This window comes from Methylobacterium sp. M6A4_1b (assembly GCF_053345175.1).
In genome coordinates this window covers 386,553-402,214 of record NZ_JBKEZQ010000002.1, presented here as the reverse complement: position 1 = coordinate 402,214, position 15,662 = coordinate 386,553, and the positions used below count along the sequence as shown (strand labels likewise).

Below are 15,662 nucleotides of genomic sequence, written 5' to 3'. Positions count from 1 at the left end.
GCACGAGGACGTTGCGGAACTGCCATGGGTCGCTGGTGTCGATGTCCTCGGGGAACAGGCCCGGGCGGCCGGTCAGCGGCGTCCAGTCGGTGTAGACGCCGATGACGGGGCCGAGATACGGGGACTGCACTTCGAGGCAGCGTCGGAAGTCCATCTCGTCGGCCTCGACGATGCCGGCCTCCGGGTTCTCCAGCGCCCAGACCATGCCGGCGAGCACGGCGGAGGTCACCTGCAGGCCGGTGGCGTTCTGGTAGGGGGCGATGCGGCGGGTCTCCTCGATGGAGAGCTGCGAGCCGTACCAGTAGGCGTTCTTGGCGTGGCCGTAGAGGAGCACGCCGAGTTCGTCGATGCCGTCCACGATCTCGGTCTCGTCGAGGATGTGGATCTTTTCCTGGACCTTGCCGCCATTGCCGAACATCTCGTGCAGCGAGAGCACGGCGTCGTTGGCGGGGTGGTAGGCGTAGTGGCAGGTCGGCCGGTAGGCGGCGCGCTCGCCCTCGCGCACCGTGTAGTAGTCGGAGATCGAGACGGCCTCGTTGTGGGTCACCAGGAAGGCGTATTGCGACTGGGCCGTGGGGGTCCAGGAGCGCACGCGGGTGTCGGCGCCGGGCTGGAGCAGGTAGATGGCGCAGCGCGAGCCCTTCTCCTGCTCGCGGCCGTTCTCCGGCATCCAGGTCTCGTGGGTGCCCCAACCGAGCTCGGCCGGCTGATTGCCCTCGGAGACGAAGCCTTCCACCGACCAGGTGTTGACGAACACGCCCATCGGCTTGGCCGACTTGGCGCGCTGGGTGTCGCGCTCGGCGATGTGCACGCCCTTGACGCCGACCGCGCGCATGAGCGCGGCCCAGCCGGCGCGATCCTTCGGCTCGGCGGTCTTCAGGCCGAGATCGCCGGCGACGTTCAGGAGCGCCTGCTTGACGAACCACGAGACCATGCCGGGATTGGCGCCGCAGCAGGACACGGCGGTGGTGCCGCCGGGGCTGGCGGTGCGCGCGTCCAGGATGTCCTGGCGCAGGGCGTAGTTGGTGCGGTCGCCCTGGCTCCTGTCCTTGTCGAAGTAGAAGCCCGGCCACGGCTCCGCGACGGTGTCGATGTAGAAGGCGCCGAGTTCCCGGCACAGTTCCATGATCGCCCGAGACGAGGTGTCGACCGAGAGGTTGACGCAGAAGCCCTGGCCGCCGCCTTCCGTGAGCAGCGGCGTCAGCACGTCGCGATAGTTCTCCTTGGTCAGCGCCACCTGCTCGAAGCGCAGGCCGTGCTTGTCGGCCAGGGACCTGTGCGCGTCGGAGGGCTCGACGACCGTGAAGCGGGCCTTGTCGTAGTCGAAGTGACGCGCGATCAGCGGGAGCGTGCCGCGCCCGATGGAGCCGAAGCCGATCATCACGATGGGGCCGGTGATGCGGCCGTGGACGGGCCAGGAGGGAGCGGCTTCGGTCATGGGCGTAACATCCTTCTTAAACGCGTATCGTGGTCATCGCACGGCGACCGCATGCCTTAGGCGCCGGAAATGACGAACAAGCGACGGGGTCAGTGACCTTTGCGGCCCCATCGGTCAACCGCAGCCGGGCGTTCCCGGCATGAGCCGGGCGTTCTGCGCATCGGACGAAGGTTTACGGAAGATTGAAGCTTTGCATGACCTGCACGCAGGGCAACGTCCCGTTCGGGTGCGTTGTAGGGCGTGCCCGCGATGGCGATATTGCACTGCAACAGAACACGATAAGAGAGACCCTGAGAGGAAGCGTCCGTCACTTCACGCCACGGACTTCTGCTATGCTCGCATTCATCACCTCACGCATCGCCGCCCCGGTCGACGAGCCTATCGACCGCGATCCCGGCATCATCACCTTGGCCGCATCGTTGTTCCGCGTCGTAACCCGCCGCCACGATGAAGCCTTCCAGCGCCGCTGCGATCTCGCCGCCAAGGCGGACCATCATACCAACGTCTGATTCAAGGCTGCGCCGGACGAACCGTCAGGCGACCCGTCGTCGGGACGCCGCACTGGCCTCGGACGCCGCCAGGGGAACCATCGGGACGGGCGTCGGCTGATCCCAGGCACCCGCGGCCCGCAGGATGCCGCGCGCTCCGGCGAGGGCACCCCGCCGCAGTTCCAGGCCGAGGAAGCGCTCGCGCTCGAACGGACCGGGCATGAAAAGCCCCTCGGCGAGCCGCGCCAAGAAGCCGAAGCGCGCGTAGTAGGGCGCATCCCCCATCAGCAGCACTGCGCCGTGTCCGAGAACCTCCGCCCGGCGCAGGGCCGCCCGCATCAGGATCGAGCCGAGGCCGAGCCCCTGGATCGACGGATCGACGGCCAGCGGCCCGAGCAGCAGGGCCGGGCAGCGCGGACCCGCCTCCACGTGCCAGAGGCGGCAGGTGCCGACCACTTGGCCGTCCTGCTCGGCGGTGAGCGCCAGTCCCTCGGCCGGGAGCCGGCCTTCGCGCAGGCGCTCGGACGTCTTCAGTCGACGGGCCTCGCCGAGGCACGCGTCGAGCAGGTGCTCGCGGGCGACGACGTCGCCGATGACTTCATCACGAATCTGGACCAAGGCCGCACCCTTCCCGAACGTTGGGCAGGCGACGAGACGATCCGGCGACCGGCACGAGCCGGACCGCACGGGGCGGGGATGTGGAGGATCCACCGCCGGGCGCGCCCTCCTCGAGAGCGCCCGGCCTTCGCGTCATGACCTTGAAGAGGTTTAGATGACGTATTGCTGAAGGGGCGGGAAGCCGTTGAACGCAACCGCCGCGTAGGTGGTGGTGTAGGCGCCGGCACCCTCGATCAGAACCTTGTCGCCGATCGAGAGCGACACGGGCAGCGGGTAGGGCACGCGCTCGTAGAGCACGTCGGCCGAGTCGCAAGTCGGGCCGGCGAGCACGCAGGGGGCCATCCGGTCCTCGTCGTGCTCGGTGCGGATCGCGTAGCGGATCGACTCGTCCATCGTCTCGGCGAGACCACCGAACTTGCCGATGTCGAGGTAGACCCAGCGCACCTCGTCCTCGGCGTCGGACTTCTTCGACACCAGCACCACCTCGGCCTCGATCATGCCGGCATTTCCGACCATGCCGCGACCCGGCTCGATGATGGTTTCCGGCATGCGATTGCCGAAGTGCTTGGTGAGCGCGCGGAAGATTGCGTCGCCGTAGGATTCCACGCCCGGCACCGCCTTGAGGTACTTGGTGGGGAACCCACCGCCGAGGTTGACCATCTGGAGGCTGATGCCGCGCAGGGCGCACTCCTCGAAGATCATCGCGGCGGAGGCGAGCGCGCCGTCCCAGGCGCCGGTGTTGCCCTGTTGCGAGCCGACGTGGAACGAGACGCCGTAGGCGGTCAGGCCCTGGCGGTAGGCATGCTCCAGCACGTCCACGGCCATCTCCGGCACGCAGCCGAACTTGCGCGAGAGCGGCCACTCCGCCCCGGCCCCGTCGCAGAGGATGCGGCAGAACACCTGCACGTCGGTCGCCTCGACCCCGACCGCCCCGGCGGCGCGGGCGATCTTCTCGACCTCGGCCTCGCAGTCGACGGCGAACAGGCGCACGCCGAGCTTGAGCGCGCGGGTGATGCAACGCTCCTTCTTGATGGTGTTGCCGAACGAGACGCGGTCGGCCGTGGCGCCGGCGGCCAGGGCCATCTCGACCTCGACCACCGAGGCCGTGTCGAAGCAGGAGCCCATCTCGGCGAGCAGGCGCAGCACCTCCGGCGCCGGGTTCGCCTTCACGGCGTAGAACACGCGGGTGTCGGGGAGCGCACGACTGAATGCCGTGTAATTGTCGCGCACGACCTCGAGGTCGAGCACCATCACCGGGCCCTCGTCCTGGCCCATGTCGCGGCGTGCGCGCAGAAAATCGCGGATACGATCGGTCATGGTCGTTCCAACCCACAGGTTCGCGAGCGCCCTCGTGAGGCGCGCTGTCGAATGTCAGGACGACAGGATGTCGTCCGGCGTCTGGGAACGCTGCGACGCGTCGGGCGGCGTGCTTTGGAGACACGACGTCGAACGCGGGCGCAGATCACCCGGAAGCTGCCTTGGATTGGAAGGGAGACCCCACCGCACGCCGGGCAAAGAGAAACAAGCCTCTTCGGTGCCGGCCTTTGGAGGGCCGACGAGACCAAAAAAGCCCGTTCGTCGTTGCTTTAAGCTGCGTCCCCCGTGGAGAGCGGGGTTCGCCGGTTTCGCCTCCGGCTGCCGGTTGTTGTCGGGGTCCGGTGTCGCCACCTGGATGCCGGCCGGAGGGGATCCACCCTGTCGACCATCGATCCTTTAAGACCCCTGGCGGCTGTCCGGCAGTTGGCCGGATGCCCACCAACCGACACGCGGCCACAGGCACGTGCGAAATTGGGCAAGGCGCATATACGGTCAGGCTGTTCCAACAACAAGGGAAAACCGCGATTTTCGGTTCGATTTCCGGCGCGCAGCCCGGCCTGTTGCAGAAAGGCCGCGGACTCGGCGCCCGCGCCCGCGATGGGGCCTTCCCAAGCCGGTGCGGACGGGTCATCAAGCGCACGGTTTTCCCCGCAGCCGCACCGGAACGCAGGACGATGTCAGAACCCAACCGGCGCCGTATCGTCCAGGGGCTCGCCGCCACGACACTGCTGGCGGCCACGGCCGACGCCCGTGCCCAGCGCCGCGACGGCCGGCCGGACACGCCCTTCGGCTTCGCCGATGTGGAGCGCCGGGCGCAGGATCTCGCGAAGGTCGCCTACGACCCACGCGTTCCGGCGCTGCCCGCCCCGATCGCCAAACTCGATTACGACGCCTGGCGCGATATCCGCTTCAAGCCGGACAAGGCCTTCCTCGGGGAGGGGAGCCCGTTCCGGCTCCAGCTCTTCCATCTCGGCTTCCTCTACACGCGCCCGGTGACGGTGAACCTCGTGCGCGGCGGGGTGGCGACGCCGATCGCCTATCAGTCGAGCCTCTACGACATGGGACGCACGAAGCTCGACAAGGCGCTGCCGGTCGATCTCGGCTTCGCCGGCCTGCGCGTCCACGCGCCGCTGAACAAGCCGAACCTGCTCGATGAACTGATCGTGTTCCTCGGGGCCAGCTACTATCGCTTCCTCGGACGCGATCAGCTCTACGGGCTCTCGGCCCGGGGCATCGCCGTCAATGTCGAGGGCCAGAGCGGACCGGAAGAGTTTCCGATCTTCCGCGAGTTCTGGGTCGGCGTGCCGGAGAAGGCTGACGGCGCCCTGGTGATCCACGCGCTTCTCGACGGCCCCTCGCTCACCGGCGCCTACCAGTTCACGGTGACGCCGGGCGACGAGACCGGCGTGGCGGTGCGGGCGACCCTGATCCCGCGGATCGACCTCGCGACGGTGGGCCTCGCGCCCCTGACCTCGATGTTCTTCATCGGCGAGAACGACCGCCGGCACGCCGACGACTACAGGCCGGAGCTGCACGATTCCGATGGGCTCCAGATGGCAGCGGGTAGCGGCGAGTGGTTGTGGCGGCCCCTGCACAACCCGCGCGACCGCCGCATCTCGTCCTTCGCCGATCGCGACCCCAAAGGCTTCGGCCTCATGCAGCGCGACCGGCATTTCGGGACCTACCAGGATCTCGAGGCGTCCTACGACCGCCGCCCGGGCTATTTCGTCGAGCCGGACGGCGCCTGGGGCGACGGCGCGGTGATGCTGATGGAGCTTCCGACCGACACGGAGACCAACGACAACATCGTCGCCTGCTGGCGGCCGGCGAGCGCCTATCCGGCCGGCACGCCCGTGACCCTGTCCTATCGGGTCCGCGCCGTGGGCGCCGCTGCGCTGCATCCAGGCGGACGCGTGGTCAACACCTTCAGCGTCGCCCCGGTGGCGAGCGGCACCGCCAAGTCCGAGGAGGCCAAGGGCGGCCTGACCCGGCGCTTCCTCGTGGATTTCACCGGCGGCGAGCTCGACTACTACCTCAGCGACCCAAGCCGGGTGGAGGTCGTGGCCAGCAGCTCGGCCGGCCGCATCACCGCGACGTCGGTGGTGCCGAACCCACATATCAAGGGCATCCGCGCCGCCCTCGACGTGACGCTGGAGGCGTCGGGCCAGTCGGCCGATCTGCGGCTCTTCCTACGTGCGTCCGGGCGCGCCCTCTCCGAGACCTGGGTCTATCCCTGGACCGCGCAGTGAGCGCGCCCTCGGCCAAGCAGGCTTCCGCGCCACTGGTGGAAATACGGCCCGCGACCCCGGCCGATCTCGACGCGCTCGTGGCCCTCGAACACGCCGCCTTCGTGGGCGACCGGGCCGAGCGGCGGGCGATCCGCCACGCGATCCGCTCCCCGAGCATGTCGCTTCTCGTGGCGATCACCCCCGGCGAGGTGGGGCAGGCGACCCTCGTCGGCTCGGCGACCCTGGAGCGCCGACGCGGCAGTCGCAATGCGCGTCTCTCCTCCATCGCCGTGTCGCCGGCCCGGTCCGGGCTCGGCCTCGGCAGCCTGGTCCTCGATGCGGCCGAAGCTGACGCGCGGGCGCATGGCTGCATCCGCCTGCGGCTCGAGGTCCGTGCCGATAACGGCGCCGGCATCCGTCTTTACGAACGGCGGGGCTACACGCGCTTCGCCGTCATCCCGGACTACTATGAGGACGGGATGGAAGCATGGCGCTACGTGAAGACCCTTTGACAAACGAAGAGCCCGCGCCGGCAGGACCGGCGCGGGCGTTGCAGGCCTCCGAAATCGGATGGCTGGTTCAGTCGCAGCTCTCCTTGGTCACCGTCTTGCGGTCGCCGAGCTCGTTCTCCTTGGTCACCGTCTTCGAGGAGCAACCGTCGCTGGACTCGCGGCGCTCGACCGTGCGGCTCTCGGTGGACGGACGGTCGACGACGACGGTGTCGGGCGCATCGCGGCGGATGACCGTGGTCTCGGCCTGCACGGCCGAGGCGCCGAACAGCGTTGCCAGGGTCAAGGCGGCGATGATGGGGTTGCGCATGAACATCTCCCTTCGAGAAAATCTGCAGCCCCAACGGCGACCCGAGCGAAACCGTTCCGCGTCGTCCTGTTCGAAACTTCCGGATCCTTTTGCGCCCGAGCCTTCAGCTACACGAAATGCTGCACCAGCTCCGCGAAGACCTCACTGGAGGGCATCGGCGATGACGGTCGCCAGGGGAGTCGTCGACCGGCCGATCAGGGTGCGAAGGTCATGGCCGTCATCGAACAGGGCACCGCGGGCGGCACCTGCATCCGAATCCGCCAGGAGGCTCGCGACTTCGTCCGGAAGTCCCGCGCCGACGAGCGCCGCCCGGTATTCCGCGGGCGGCAGGTCCTGATAGCGAACGGGCCGGCCGGAGATGTGGGCGGCTTCGCTCACGAGGTCGGCGAGGGTGTAGGCCTCGTCCCCCGCCAATTCGTAGATGCGCCCGGCCGGCGTGCCGGCGGTCAGCACGGCTGCTGCAGCCTCCGCATAATCGGCGCGCGCCGCACTGGCGATTCGGCCCGCGCCGGCGCTACCGAGCATGACCCCGTGGGCGAGGGCCTGCGGAAGGAAAGCCGTGTAGTTCTCGGTATACCAGCCGTTGCGCAGGATCACTGTCGGCATGCCGGATTGCGCCAGGATCGCCTCCGTGGCGCGATGCTCCTCGGCGAGGCCGAGGGGCGAGGTGTCCGCATGCAGCAGGCTCGTATAGGCGATGAACGCGACGCCGGCTCGGGTGGCCGCCTCGACGACGTTGCGATGCTGGGACACGCGCTGGCCGACCTCGCTGGAGGAGATCAGCAGCAATCGGTCGATGCCTGCGAAGGCCTTCGCCAGGATCTCGGGACCCGCGTAGTCGGTGGAGCGCACCTCGACCCCTTCAGCGCGCAGACCCTGCGCCGCCGGTGCCTCGGTGTTGCGAACCCCGGCTACGATCCGCACTGCCGGCGCCCGTCGACGGAGCGCCGTGACGACGAGGCGCCCGAGCCGCCCGCTCGCGCCGGTGACGAAGAGCGTCGGGGACGTGGTCTCGGACATGTCTCGGCCTCGTGTGGTTCTGAATCGACACGAGGTCTGTAAAAGAGACCGGAATGCCCGGTAAGACGGCAGTTTTTCGATTCCAGGTTACCCGGAGGGAACCCGCCATGCCCGAATCCGTCGTGTCCGACGCCGCGCCTCTCCCGGCCGAGACCGGCCTCGCCGAGCGGTTCGCGGTTTGGCAGGGCCTCGGACTCGATCCGCACCGTTGCCCGGTCCGGGACGTGCTGGCTCACCTCGGGGACAAGTGGACCACGCTGATCATCGCCGTTCTGGCCGGCGGCACCCGCCGGTTCGGGGCGATCCATCGGGCGATCCCCGACATCTCGAAGCGGATGCTGACGCAATCCCTGCGAGACCTGGAGCGCGATGGCCTGGTGACGCGCCGCGTCTACCCGACGAGCCCACCGAGCGTGGAGTACAGCCTCACGCCGCTGGGCGGGTCGTTGCTCGTTCCCTTGGCGGCGCTGGTCGCCTGGGCCGAACGCAACCACCCGGCGATCCACGCCGCCCGGACGCGGTTCCTGGCGGAGGCATGAGCCCCGATGCGCCGCCGGTCAACCCTCGATGCGGGAGAAGTCGGCGACCTCCCGGGTCGCGGCCCGAAGGGCGTTGAGCAGGGCGAGGCGGTTCTGCCGCAATGCCGGGTCGTCGGCGTTCACCGTCACCCGTTCGAAGAATGCGTCCACCGGCGCGCGCAGCGTCGAAAGCGCCTGCATGGCACCGGCGAAGTCCTCCGCCGCCACCGCCGCCGATGCGGTCTGGCGCGCCGCCGCCAGAGCCTCGGCGAGGGCGCGCTCCTCGGGCTCGCCGCGCGCGGCCAGAGCCGCATCCGGCGCCGCATCGTAGGCGCGGCCGTCCTTCTTCTCCTCGATGCGTAGGATGTTGGCGGCACGCTTGTAGCCGGCAAGCAGATTCTTGCCGTCGTCGGTCTCGAGGAACGTGCCCAGCGCCTCGACGCGGCGGACCGCCATCAGCAGATCGTCCTGGCCGGGTAGGGCGAAGACGGCGTCGATGAGGTCGTGGCGGGCGCCCTTGTCGCGCAGGTAGACCTTCAGGCGGTCGGCGAAGAAGGCGAGGAGGCTCGCAGCGTCCGCGTCCCTGGCGCTCCCCTCGGCGTTCGCCGTGCCGCCGTAGTTTGCATGGCCGTCGGCGGCGGCCTGATAGCCGTCGCGAAGCAGCGACAGCTTGACGGTGTTCTCGATCAGCAGGCGGATCACCCCAAGCGCTGCGCGGCGCAGGGCGTAAGGGTCCTTGCTGCCCGTCGGCTTCTCGTCGATGGACCAGAACCCCACGAGGGTGTCGAACTTGTCGGCGAGCGCCACGGCTACCGCGACGGGATCGTTGGGCACCCGGTCGGAGGGGCCGACCGGCTTGTAATGGTCCTCGACCGCCGCGGCGACGCTCTGCGTCTCGCCCTGCAGCGCTGCGTATTTGCGCCCCATCAAGCCTTGGAGTTCGGGAAACTCGCCGACCATCTCGGTCACAAGGTCGGTTTTGGCCAGCATCGCCGCCCGCTCGGCCTCGTCCGGGTCGGCACCGACGAGGGGCGCGAGCTCGCGGGCCAGGGCCGCGATGCGCAGCACCCGCGCGCCCTGCGTACCCAGCTTCTCGTGGAACACGATGCTGTCGAGCTTCGGCAGCCGGTCCTCCAGGCGGATCGCCTTGTCGGTCTCCCAGAAGAACTTGGCGTCCGACAGGCGTGCCCGCACCACGCGCTCGTTGCCGGCGGTGATCGCCAGTCCCCCGTCGCTGGCGACGAGATTCGAGATCAGGATGAAGGCGGGCGCCAGGGTTTCGGTGCCGGGCGCACGCAGGACGAAGCACTTCTGGTTGGCCCGGATGGTGGCGCGGATCGCCTCGGCCGGGATGTCGAGGAAGGTTTCGTCGAAGGAGCCCATCAGCACCACCGGCCACTCGACGAGGCCGGCGACCTCCTCCAGCAGGCCCTCATCCTCCACGAGCTCGAGGCCCCGCGCGAAGGCGAGGTCGCGGGCATCGTGCAGGATGATGTCCTTGCGCCGCTCCACGTCGAGCACGACCTTCGCCCGCTCCAGAGCCTGGACGTAATCGTCGAAGCGGCGGACCTCGATGGCCTCGGGCGCGAGGAAGCGGTGCCCGTAGGTGGTGGTGCCGGCCGCGATGCCGTCGACCGCGAAGGGCACCACGTCGGGCGTCTCGGTCTCAGGGCCGAAGGTGGCGACGATGGATTGCAGCGGGCGCACCCAGCGCAAGGCGCCCGGCTGCGCCGAGGCCTTGCCCCAGCGCATCGATTTCGGCCACGGGAAACTGCGGATGATCTGCGGCAGGATCTCGGCGAGCACGTCGAGGGTCTCGCGGCCAGGGCGCTCGATCACCGCCACGTAGAACGCACCCTTTTTGGGGTCCGTCACGATGGTCGCCTCGTCGAGGCTCGCGAGCCCGGCGCTCTTCAGGAAGCCCTGGACCGCACCTTCGGGCGCGCCGACGCGGGGACCCTTGCGCTCCTCGCGCACGTCCTTCCCGCGCGGCGGCAGCCCGGCCACGTGGAGGGTCAGGCGGCGCGGCGTCGCGAAGGCCTTGGCACCCTCGTAGAGGAAGCCGCGCTCCACCAGGGCATCGGTGACGAGCTTCTTCAGATCGTTGGCCGCGCGCCGCTGCATGCGGGCGGGGATCTCTTCGGAGCGAAGTTCGAGGAGGAGGTCGGGCATGGGATCAGGCGGCGTCCAGATGAAGATGTTCGGGGTAGCGGGGCGCGGTCGGCGGCAGGGATCAGGCCGCCCCGCCCCCCGCCGTCCGCAGGTACGCCGCCCCGCAGGCCTTCGCGAGTTCACGCACCCGCAGGATATAGCTCTGGCGCTCGGTCACCGAGATCACGCCGCGGGCGTCGAGCAGGTTGAAGACGTGGCTCGCCTTGATGCACTGGTCGTAGGCCGGCTGGGCCATCCGGTGCCGGCCAGTCTCGTCCTCCGGCGCACCGGCGTCGAGATAGGTCCGGCAGGCCTTTTCCGCGTCGGTGAACTGGCGGAACAGCATCGCGGTGTCGGCGGCCTCGAAGTTGTGGCGGGAATATTCCTGCTCGGACTGCAGAAAGACGTTGCCGTAGGAGACACGCTCCTCGCCGGTGCCGCCGTTGAAGTTCAGGTCGTAGACGTTCTCGACGCCCTGGACGTACATGGCCAGCCGCTCCAGGCCATAGGTGAGCTCGCCCGCGACGGGGGCGCACTCGAATCCGGCGACCTGCTGAAAGTAGGTGAACTGGCTGACCTCCATGCCGTCGCACCAGCATTCCCAGCCGAGGCCCCAGGCGCCCAGGGTCGGGCTTTCCCAGTCGTCCTCGACGAATCGGATGTCGTGCAACTTGAGGTCGACGCCGATGGCATCGAGCGAAGCGAGGTAGAGTTCCTGAAGGTTGGGCGGGTTCGGCTTCAGGATCACCTGGAACTGGTAATAGTGCTGGAGCCGGTTCGGATTCTCGCCGTAGCGTCCGTCCTTCGGGCGTCTGGAGGGCTGGACGTACGCGGCCTTCCAGGGCTTCGGGCCGAGCGCCCGCAGGGTGGTGGCCGGATGGAAGGTGCCGGCGCCGACCTCCATGTCATAGGGCTGAAGGATCACGCAGCCCTGCGCCGCCCAGAAGCGCTGCAGGGTCAGGATCAGGCCCTGGAACGAGGTTTTGGGCGCGAGATCGACGGCGCTCGACATGGAAATTCCGGTCCGTGGGTGGGCGGCCAGCGTTTAAGAGGCGGCTCCCGCGTGTCAAGCGAGGGCGCGGCCCGACGCACGTGCGCTGGGACACACAATTCCGCCACGATTCGTCATCGCCGTGGAACGGTCTCGCTTGCTGCCAAGTTTATCAGGCAATCAAGGGGTTCTCGTCGCCCTCAAGGGCGATCGACAATTTGGATCGTTGCGTCATGCGCTCCTCTTTCACAGTCTTCGCCGCCATCGTCGCCGCATCGCTGGTCGCCACCCCGATGGTGATCTCGGCGTCGAACGCTCTCGCCACCGCGGAGTATTCGGACGCGGTGACGATGCCCGCCGCCGTGACGCCGATCGAGGTCGCGGCGGTGGCCGCGCCTCCTGTGGCCGAGACCTGCACCCGCAAGGTCCGAGTGGTCTATGCCGGCTACGGCACCGAGACCTGCAAGCGCTGAGATCCTACAAGCCGTAGCGGGCGAAGGCGGCGCGATCCTCGATCGCCGCCATGACTTCGCCCGCGACGCTGCTGCCCGGCGCCGAGCGCCGCAACAGGCGCGCGACGAGTGAGCCCTTCTTCTCCGCGATGAAGACGAGGTCGACCTTCTCGCCGTAGCGGGCGCGCAGGGTCGAGCGCGCGTCGCCCAGCGCGTCGACGAGCCCGAGCGGCAGCGCCTGCTGGCCGGTCCAGACAGCCCCGGTGAAGAGATCTTCGCCGTTCTCCGCGAGCTTCGGACGACGCGAGCCGACGAGGGCCGTGAACAGGGTCTGCACGTCGGCCTGGATCGCCTTGAGGCGCGCCACGTCGGCAGGGTCTTCCGGCCGGAACGGGTCGAGCATTCCCTTCGCCTCGCCCTGGGTATGGACGCGGCGGTCGATCCCGATGCGCTCGATCAGCCGATCGAAGCCGAATCCCGCCGATACGACCCCGATCGAGCCGACGAGGGACATCGGGTCCGCGATGATCTCGTCGGCCGCACAGGCGATCATGTATCCGCCCGAGGCCGCCACATCCTCCACGAAGGCGAGGACCGGGAGATTCTTTTCGCCCGCCAGGGCGCGAATGCGCCGGTGGATCAGGTGCGATTGCGCAGGCGCGCCGCCGGGCGAGTTGATGACCAGCGCCACCGCGACGATGCCGGGAGTCGAGAAGGCCCGCTCCAGGCTGCTTGCCAGGCCTCCGATCGAAAGTCCCGCCCGGAACGGCGACACCGCGCCGATCGCCCCGCTGAGGCGCAGGACGGCGACGCGCGGGACTTCCCGGCGCCAGCGCCGTGGCAGCAGCGCGCGCAGGGAACCTGGCAGGGAAAATGGCATGCTGTCGCGACCCGGGCTGGAGAGGAACGGCGTCACGCGCCGGCCGGAGGCGACCGGACCGGCCGTTCCGAGCGCTCAGGTGGGGCGGGACGAACCATTTTGCCAGCGTCGTCGTTGTCGCCTCACGCCGCCGAACCTCGGCGGTGGATGGGCGTCGCGGACGGCCCACGCAGCAGCAAGGGAGATACGACCATGCGCGTGATGCATTGGATGGTCCTCGCGTTGGGGACGCTGGCCGGTGCGATTGGCTTCGGAGCGACGGCGAACGCTGCGCCGCTGCCTGTGGCTGGGATCGAGGCCGGAGCGCAGGCGCCGCTGGTGGCGCAGGCGCGCTGGCACGGTCATCGGCGCCACTGGCATCACCGGCGCCATTGGCATCATCGCCACCATTGGCACCATCGTCACCACTGGCGCCGCCACCACGGCTGGGGCCATCGTCACCATGGCTGGCATCGTCCCTATCGGGTGCGGACTTTCTACTGAGGACTGCCCTTCACGTTGGATCCGCCGCCGCGCCGATCCAGCCGCGGCCCTCGTTGAGGGCCGCGACGTCGGGCGTGAATTCACCGGTCTCGTCGTGCAGGATCACGGGCGGAAGGATACGGAACGGCGCCCGGCTTCCCTTCACCGCGCTGACGAGGATGCGGATCGCCGGCTGGTCGCGCCGGGCATGGACGGGCCGGACCGCCACCGCACCGAACCGGCCGGTCAGGGCGTCGAGGCAGGCGGGCAGGTGATCGGCCCGGTGGATCAGACCGAGTCGCCCCTGTGGGCGCAGCAGGTCGACACAGGCCCGCAGCCAGGCATCGAGCCCGCCCTCCGCCAGATCATGGGCGCTGGCCTTCGCCGCGATGGGCGAGGCTCTGTGTCGCCCCGGCTCGAAGAATGGCGGATTGGTGAGAAGCAGGTCGGCGAGGCCGGGGAGCAGTCCGGCGGCGTGCCGTCGCGTCCCGGGCGCCAGCACATCCGCCGCGATGATCGTCGCGCGCGCGGCGAGTCCATTCTCCTCGGCGTTGCGGCGGGCAAGCTCGACGAGTTCCGGTTCGCGTTCCACCAGCACCGCGCGGCAGCCTGGACTGCGGAGCGCGACGGCGAGACCGACCGCCCCGCTCGCCGCGCCGACGTCGCAGACGACGTCGCCGACATCGGGCGCGATCAGGCCGGCCAGCAGCACCGCGTCCGTTCCGGCCCGGTGCGCACCCCGCGGGGGCTGATGCAGGCGGAGCCGTCCGCCGAGCCAGAGGTCCGGGAGATCTTCAGGCATCGCGCAGCTCGTGAGCGAGCCCGGCATCCGTGAGGAGGCGGCGGGCCTGCATCGCTTGGTCGTGGGGCACCAGCAGTCGTCGTGCAAAGGCGCCGATGGAGCCTTCCAGCAAGCTCATATGCTGGTCGGCGACCAGAGCCGGAATGGCCGCGGCCTCGAGGATCGACTGGGCGAAGCCGATGAGGACGACATCGTTGCTACGAATCAGTTCGGTCATACAACCTCTCCCCGACATCCTGCTGGGTGCCGCCGCGCGGTATACCTTGCGGCATGGTGCGTGTTGCAGCGCCACCGGGCGCATGCGATGGGGTGTCACGGACGTGGCCGATCGGGCCGCTCCGGGTTCGCGTAGGGAAGCGGGAGGCCTCGAGGTCTTGGGCGTCGTAGTTCCGATCGATGAGAGCAGCCCCGATCCGGAGGCGAGCCTGGCCGACCTCGTTGCCTTGGTGTCCGGCGGGATGGAGCGCGTCAACGCGACGATCCTGTCTCGCACCGGATCCGACGTCCAGATGATTCCGGAGGTGGCCAATCACCTCATTTCTTCGGGCGGGAAGCGCCTTCGGCCGATCCTGACCCTGGCGACTGCGGACCTGTGCCACTATTCCGGCGATGGCGCGGTGAAGCTCGCCGCCAGCGTCGAGTTCATGCACACCGCAACGCTCCTGCACGACGACGTGGTCGATGGCAGCGACATGCGCCGCGGCAAGGTCGCGGCCCGCATCAAGTGGGGTAACGAGGCGAGCGTCCTCGTCGGCGACTTTCTCCTCGGTCAGGCCTTCCGCATGATGGTCGAGGTCGGGTCCCTTAAGGCCCTCGACATCCTGTCCGCGGCCGCGACGATCATCGCCGAGGGCGAGGTGATGCAACTCACCGCGGCCAAGAACACCGAGACGAGCGAAGACGAGTACCTCGCGGTGATCAGCGCCAAGACCGCCGAGCTGTTCGCCGCTGCCTGCGAAGTCGGTCCCGTCCTCGCCGAGCGCGGCGAGGCCGAGCAGGCCGCCTGCCGGGCCTACGGCATGAACCTCGGCATCGCGTTCCAGCTCATCGACGACGTGCTCGATTACGGCGGCACCAGCGACACCCTTGGGAAGAACGTCGGCGACGATTTCCGGGAGGGCAAGATCACGCTCCCCATCGTCCTGGCGGTACGGCGCGCTACGGGCAGCGAGCGCGGATTCTGGAAGCGCACCCTGGAACTCGGCGAGGTCGCCGAGTCCGATCTCGACACCGCGCGCGCCATTCTGCGGCGGCACGGTGCCCTCGAAGAGACGATGGCCCGCGCCCGGCTCTACGGCGATCGGGCCCGGGATGCCCTGAAGGCGTTTCCGGCGAGCCCGATGAAGAATGCGTTGCTCCAGGTCGTCGATTTCTGCATCGCCCGCGCGCACTGAACGCCCATACCCCTCCGGTCGCCGTCAGGAGACCAACCGTCGGCGGTGCGAGAATCAGCAGTTCACCTGTAGCGAGCTCTGGCG

At 69.0% G+C, this 15,662-nt stretch carries 17 protein-coding genes; 7 read left to right on the top strand and 10 right to left on the bottom strand.

Going from position 1 to position 15,662, the window contains the following annotated elements:
* Positions 1-1,438 (bottom strand): homospermidine synthase (locus tag ACLBWX_RS03955; protein ID WP_447675761.1); only part of this gene is annotated, 1,438 nt, incomplete at its 3' end.
* Between the two features lie 332 nt (positions 1,439-1,770).
* On the opposite strand from ACLBWX_RS03955, the gene ACLBWX_RS03950 reads away from it, so the two are divergent.
* A complete protein-coding gene (locus ACLBWX_RS03950) occupies positions 1,771-1,947 on the top strand; it encodes a hypothetical protein (protein WP_447675760.1) in 177 nt (58 codons plus the stop codon).
* A gap of 24 nt (positions 1,948-1,971) precedes the next feature.
* Here ACLBWX_RS03950 and ACLBWX_RS03945 read toward each other — a convergent pair whose 3' ends face one another.
* On the bottom strand, positions 1,972-2,544 hold the full coding sequence (locus ACLBWX_RS03945) for a GNAT family N-acetyltransferase (RefSeq protein ID WP_447675759.1): 573 nt from the start codon (positions 2,542-2,544) through the stop codon (positions 1,972-1,974).
* 150 nt (positions 2,545-2,694) lie between these two features.
* Positions 2,695-3,861, bottom strand: coding sequence for a type III PLP-dependent enzyme (locus tag ACLBWX_RS03940; RefSeq protein WP_447675758.1), 1,167 nt, complete (start codon positions 3,859-3,861; stop codon positions 2,695-2,697).
* 674 nt (positions 3,862-4,535) lie between these two features.
* Between ACLBWX_RS03940 and ACLBWX_RS03935 the strand changes: the two genes are divergently transcribed.
* Together ACLBWX_RS03935 and ACLBWX_RS03930 are read left to right on the top strand one after the other, a co-directional pair.
* Entirely contained in the window at positions 4,536-6,110 is a 1,575-nt protein-coding gene (locus ACLBWX_RS03935; RefSeq protein ID WP_447675757.1) for a glucan biosynthesis protein G, read from the top strand.
* On the top strand, positions 6,107-6,601 hold the full coding sequence (locus tag ACLBWX_RS03930) for an N-acetyltransferase family protein (RefSeq protein ID WP_447675756.1): 495 nt from the start codon (positions 6,107-6,109) through the stop codon (positions 6,599-6,601). The genes ACLBWX_RS03935 and ACLBWX_RS03930 overlap by 4 nt, the downstream gene beginning before the upstream one ends.
* Positions 6,602-6,668: 67 nt before the next feature.
* On the opposite strand, the gene ACLBWX_RS03925 is transcribed toward ACLBWX_RS03930, so the two are convergent.
* Positions 6,669-6,908: a hypothetical protein gene (locus ACLBWX_RS03925; protein WP_056475593.1), complete on the bottom strand. Its 240-nt coding sequence runs from the start codon at positions 6,906-6,908 to the stop codon at positions 6,669-6,671.
* Between the two features lie 141 nt (positions 6,909-7,049).
* Complete coding sequence (locus ACLBWX_RS03920) at positions 7,050-7,928, bottom strand: SDR family oxidoreductase (RefSeq protein WP_447675755.1); 879 nt, start codon at positions 7,926-7,928, stop codon at positions 7,050-7,052.
* A 107-nt stretch (positions 7,929-8,035) separates the two neighbouring features.
* On the opposite strand from ACLBWX_RS03920, the gene ACLBWX_RS03915 reads away from it, so the two are divergent.
* Complete coding sequence (locus tag ACLBWX_RS03915) at positions 8,036-8,467, top strand: winged helix-turn-helix transcriptional regulator (RefSeq protein ID WP_447675754.1); 432 nt, start codon at positions 8,036-8,038, stop codon at positions 8,465-8,467.
* 18 nt (positions 8,468-8,485) lie between these two features.
* On the opposite strand, the gene glyS is transcribed toward ACLBWX_RS03915, so the two are convergent.
* Positions 8,486-10,618: a glycine--tRNA ligase subunit beta gene (glyS, locus tag ACLBWX_RS03910; protein WP_447675753.1), complete on the bottom strand. Its 2,133-nt coding sequence runs from the start codon at positions 10,616-10,618 to the stop codon at positions 8,486-8,488.
* Positions 10,619-10,679: 61 nt separating this feature from the next.
* Positions 10,680-11,609 (bottom strand): glycine--tRNA ligase subunit alpha, encoded by a 930-nt coding sequence (locus tag ACLBWX_RS03905; protein ID WP_447675752.1) that lies wholly within the window; start codon positions 11,607-11,609, stop codon positions 10,680-10,682.
* Between the two features lie 212 nt (positions 11,610-11,821).
* Here ACLBWX_RS03905 and ACLBWX_RS03900 point away from each other — a divergent pair, with 212 nt between their 5' ends.
* The gene (locus ACLBWX_RS03900) at positions 11,822-12,061 is read left to right on the top strand and encodes a hypothetical protein (RefSeq protein WP_447675751.1); all 240 of its coding nucleotides are present in this window, start codon (positions 11,822-11,824) and stop codon (positions 12,059-12,061) included.
* A 4-nt stretch (positions 12,062-12,065) separates the two neighbouring features.
* Here the strand turns inward: ACLBWX_RS03900 and ACLBWX_RS03895 are convergent, their stop codons facing one another.
* Positions 12,066-12,920 carry a S49 family peptidase gene (locus ACLBWX_RS03895; protein ID WP_447675750.1) on the bottom strand — a complete coding sequence of 285 codons (855 nt, stop codon included), beginning with the start codon at positions 12,918-12,920 and terminating at the stop codon, positions 12,066-12,068.
* Positions 12,921-13,112: 192 nt separating this feature from the next.
* Here ACLBWX_RS03895 and ACLBWX_RS03890 point away from each other — a divergent pair, with 192 nt between their 5' ends.
* Positions 13,113-13,403 carry a hypothetical protein gene (locus ACLBWX_RS03890; protein ID WP_447675749.1) on the top strand — a complete coding sequence of 97 codons (291 nt, stop codon included), beginning with the start codon at positions 13,113-13,115 and terminating at the stop codon, positions 13,401-13,403.
* A gap of 10 nt (positions 13,404-13,413) precedes the next feature.
* On the opposite strand, the gene ACLBWX_RS03885 is transcribed toward ACLBWX_RS03890, so the two are convergent.
* Both ACLBWX_RS03885 and ACLBWX_RS03880 read right to left on the bottom strand, forming a co-directional pair.
* On the bottom strand, positions 13,414-14,184 hold the full coding sequence (locus ACLBWX_RS03885; protein ID WP_447675748.1) for a tRNA1(Val) (adenine(37)-N6)-methyltransferase: 771 nt from the start codon (positions 14,182-14,184) through the stop codon (positions 13,414-13,416).
* Entirely contained in the window at positions 14,177-14,401 is a 225-nt protein-coding gene (locus ACLBWX_RS03880; RefSeq protein ID WP_447675747.1) for a putative signal transducing protein, read from the bottom strand. Before ACLBWX_RS03880 ends, ACLBWX_RS03885 begins: the two co-directional genes overlap by 8 nt.
* A gap of 157 nt (positions 14,402-14,558) precedes the next feature.
* Between ACLBWX_RS03880 and ACLBWX_RS03875 the strand changes: the two genes are divergently transcribed.
* A complete protein-coding gene (locus ACLBWX_RS03875) occupies positions 14,559-15,578 on the top strand; it encodes a polyprenyl synthetase family protein (RefSeq protein WP_447675746.1) in 1,020 nt (339 codons plus the stop codon).
* The last annotated feature ends 84 nt before the right edge of the window (positions 15,579-15,662 follow it).

What these genes read in the sequence shown, in the direction of transcription:
- ACLBWX_RS03880 (WP_447675747.1), bottom strand. Translation starts at nt 14,401, where the DNA reads ATGACCGAACTGATTCGTAGCAACGATGTCGTCCTCATCGGCTTCGCC.
- ACLBWX_RS03890 (WP_447675749.1), top strand. Translation starts at nt 13,113, where the DNA reads ATGCGCGTGATGCATTGGATGGTCCTCGCGTTGGGGACGCTGGCCGGT.
- glyS (WP_447675753.1), bottom strand. Translation starts at nt 10,618, where the DNA reads ATGCCCGACCTCCTCCTCGAACTTCGCTCCGAAGAGATCCCCGCCCGC.
- ACLBWX_RS03885 (WP_447675748.1), bottom strand. Translation starts at nt 14,184, where the DNA reads ATGCCTGAAGATCTCCCGGACCTCTGGCTCGGCGGACGGCTCCGCCTG.
- ACLBWX_RS03925 (WP_056475593.1), bottom strand. Translation starts at nt 6,908, where the DNA reads ATGCGCAACCCCATCATCGCCGCCTTGACCCTGGCAACGCTGTTCGGC.
- ACLBWX_RS03905 (WP_447675752.1), bottom strand. Translation starts at nt 11,609, where the DNA reads ATGTCGAGCGCCGTCGATCTCGCGCCCAAAACCTCGTTCCAGGGCCTG.
- ACLBWX_RS03900 (WP_447675751.1), top strand. Translation starts at nt 11,822, where the DNA reads ATGCGCTCCTCTTTCACAGTCTTCGCCGCCATCGTCGCCGCATCGCTG.
- ACLBWX_RS03915 (WP_447675754.1), top strand. Translation starts at nt 8,036, where the DNA reads ATGCCCGAATCCGTCGTGTCCGACGCCGCGCCTCTCCCGGCCGAGACC.
- ACLBWX_RS03920 (WP_447675755.1), bottom strand. Translation starts at nt 7,928, where the DNA reads ATGTCCGAGACCACGTCCCCGACGCTCTTCGTCACCGGCGCGAGCGGG.
- ACLBWX_RS03940 (WP_447675758.1), bottom strand. Translation starts at nt 3,861, where the DNA reads ATGACCGATCGTATCCGCGATTTTCTGCGCGCACGCCGCGACATGGGC.
- ACLBWX_RS03895 (WP_447675750.1), bottom strand. Translation starts at nt 12,920, where the DNA reads ATGCCATTTTCCCTGCCAGGTTCCCTGCGCGCGCTGCTGCCACGGCGC.
- ACLBWX_RS03950 (WP_447675760.1), top strand. Translation starts at nt 1,771, where the DNA reads ATGCTCGCATTCATCACCTCACGCATCGCCGCCCCGGTCGACGAGCCT.
- ACLBWX_RS03935 (WP_447675757.1), top strand. Translation starts at nt 4,536, where the DNA reads ATGTCAGAACCCAACCGGCGCCGTATCGTCCAGGGGCTCGCCGCCACG.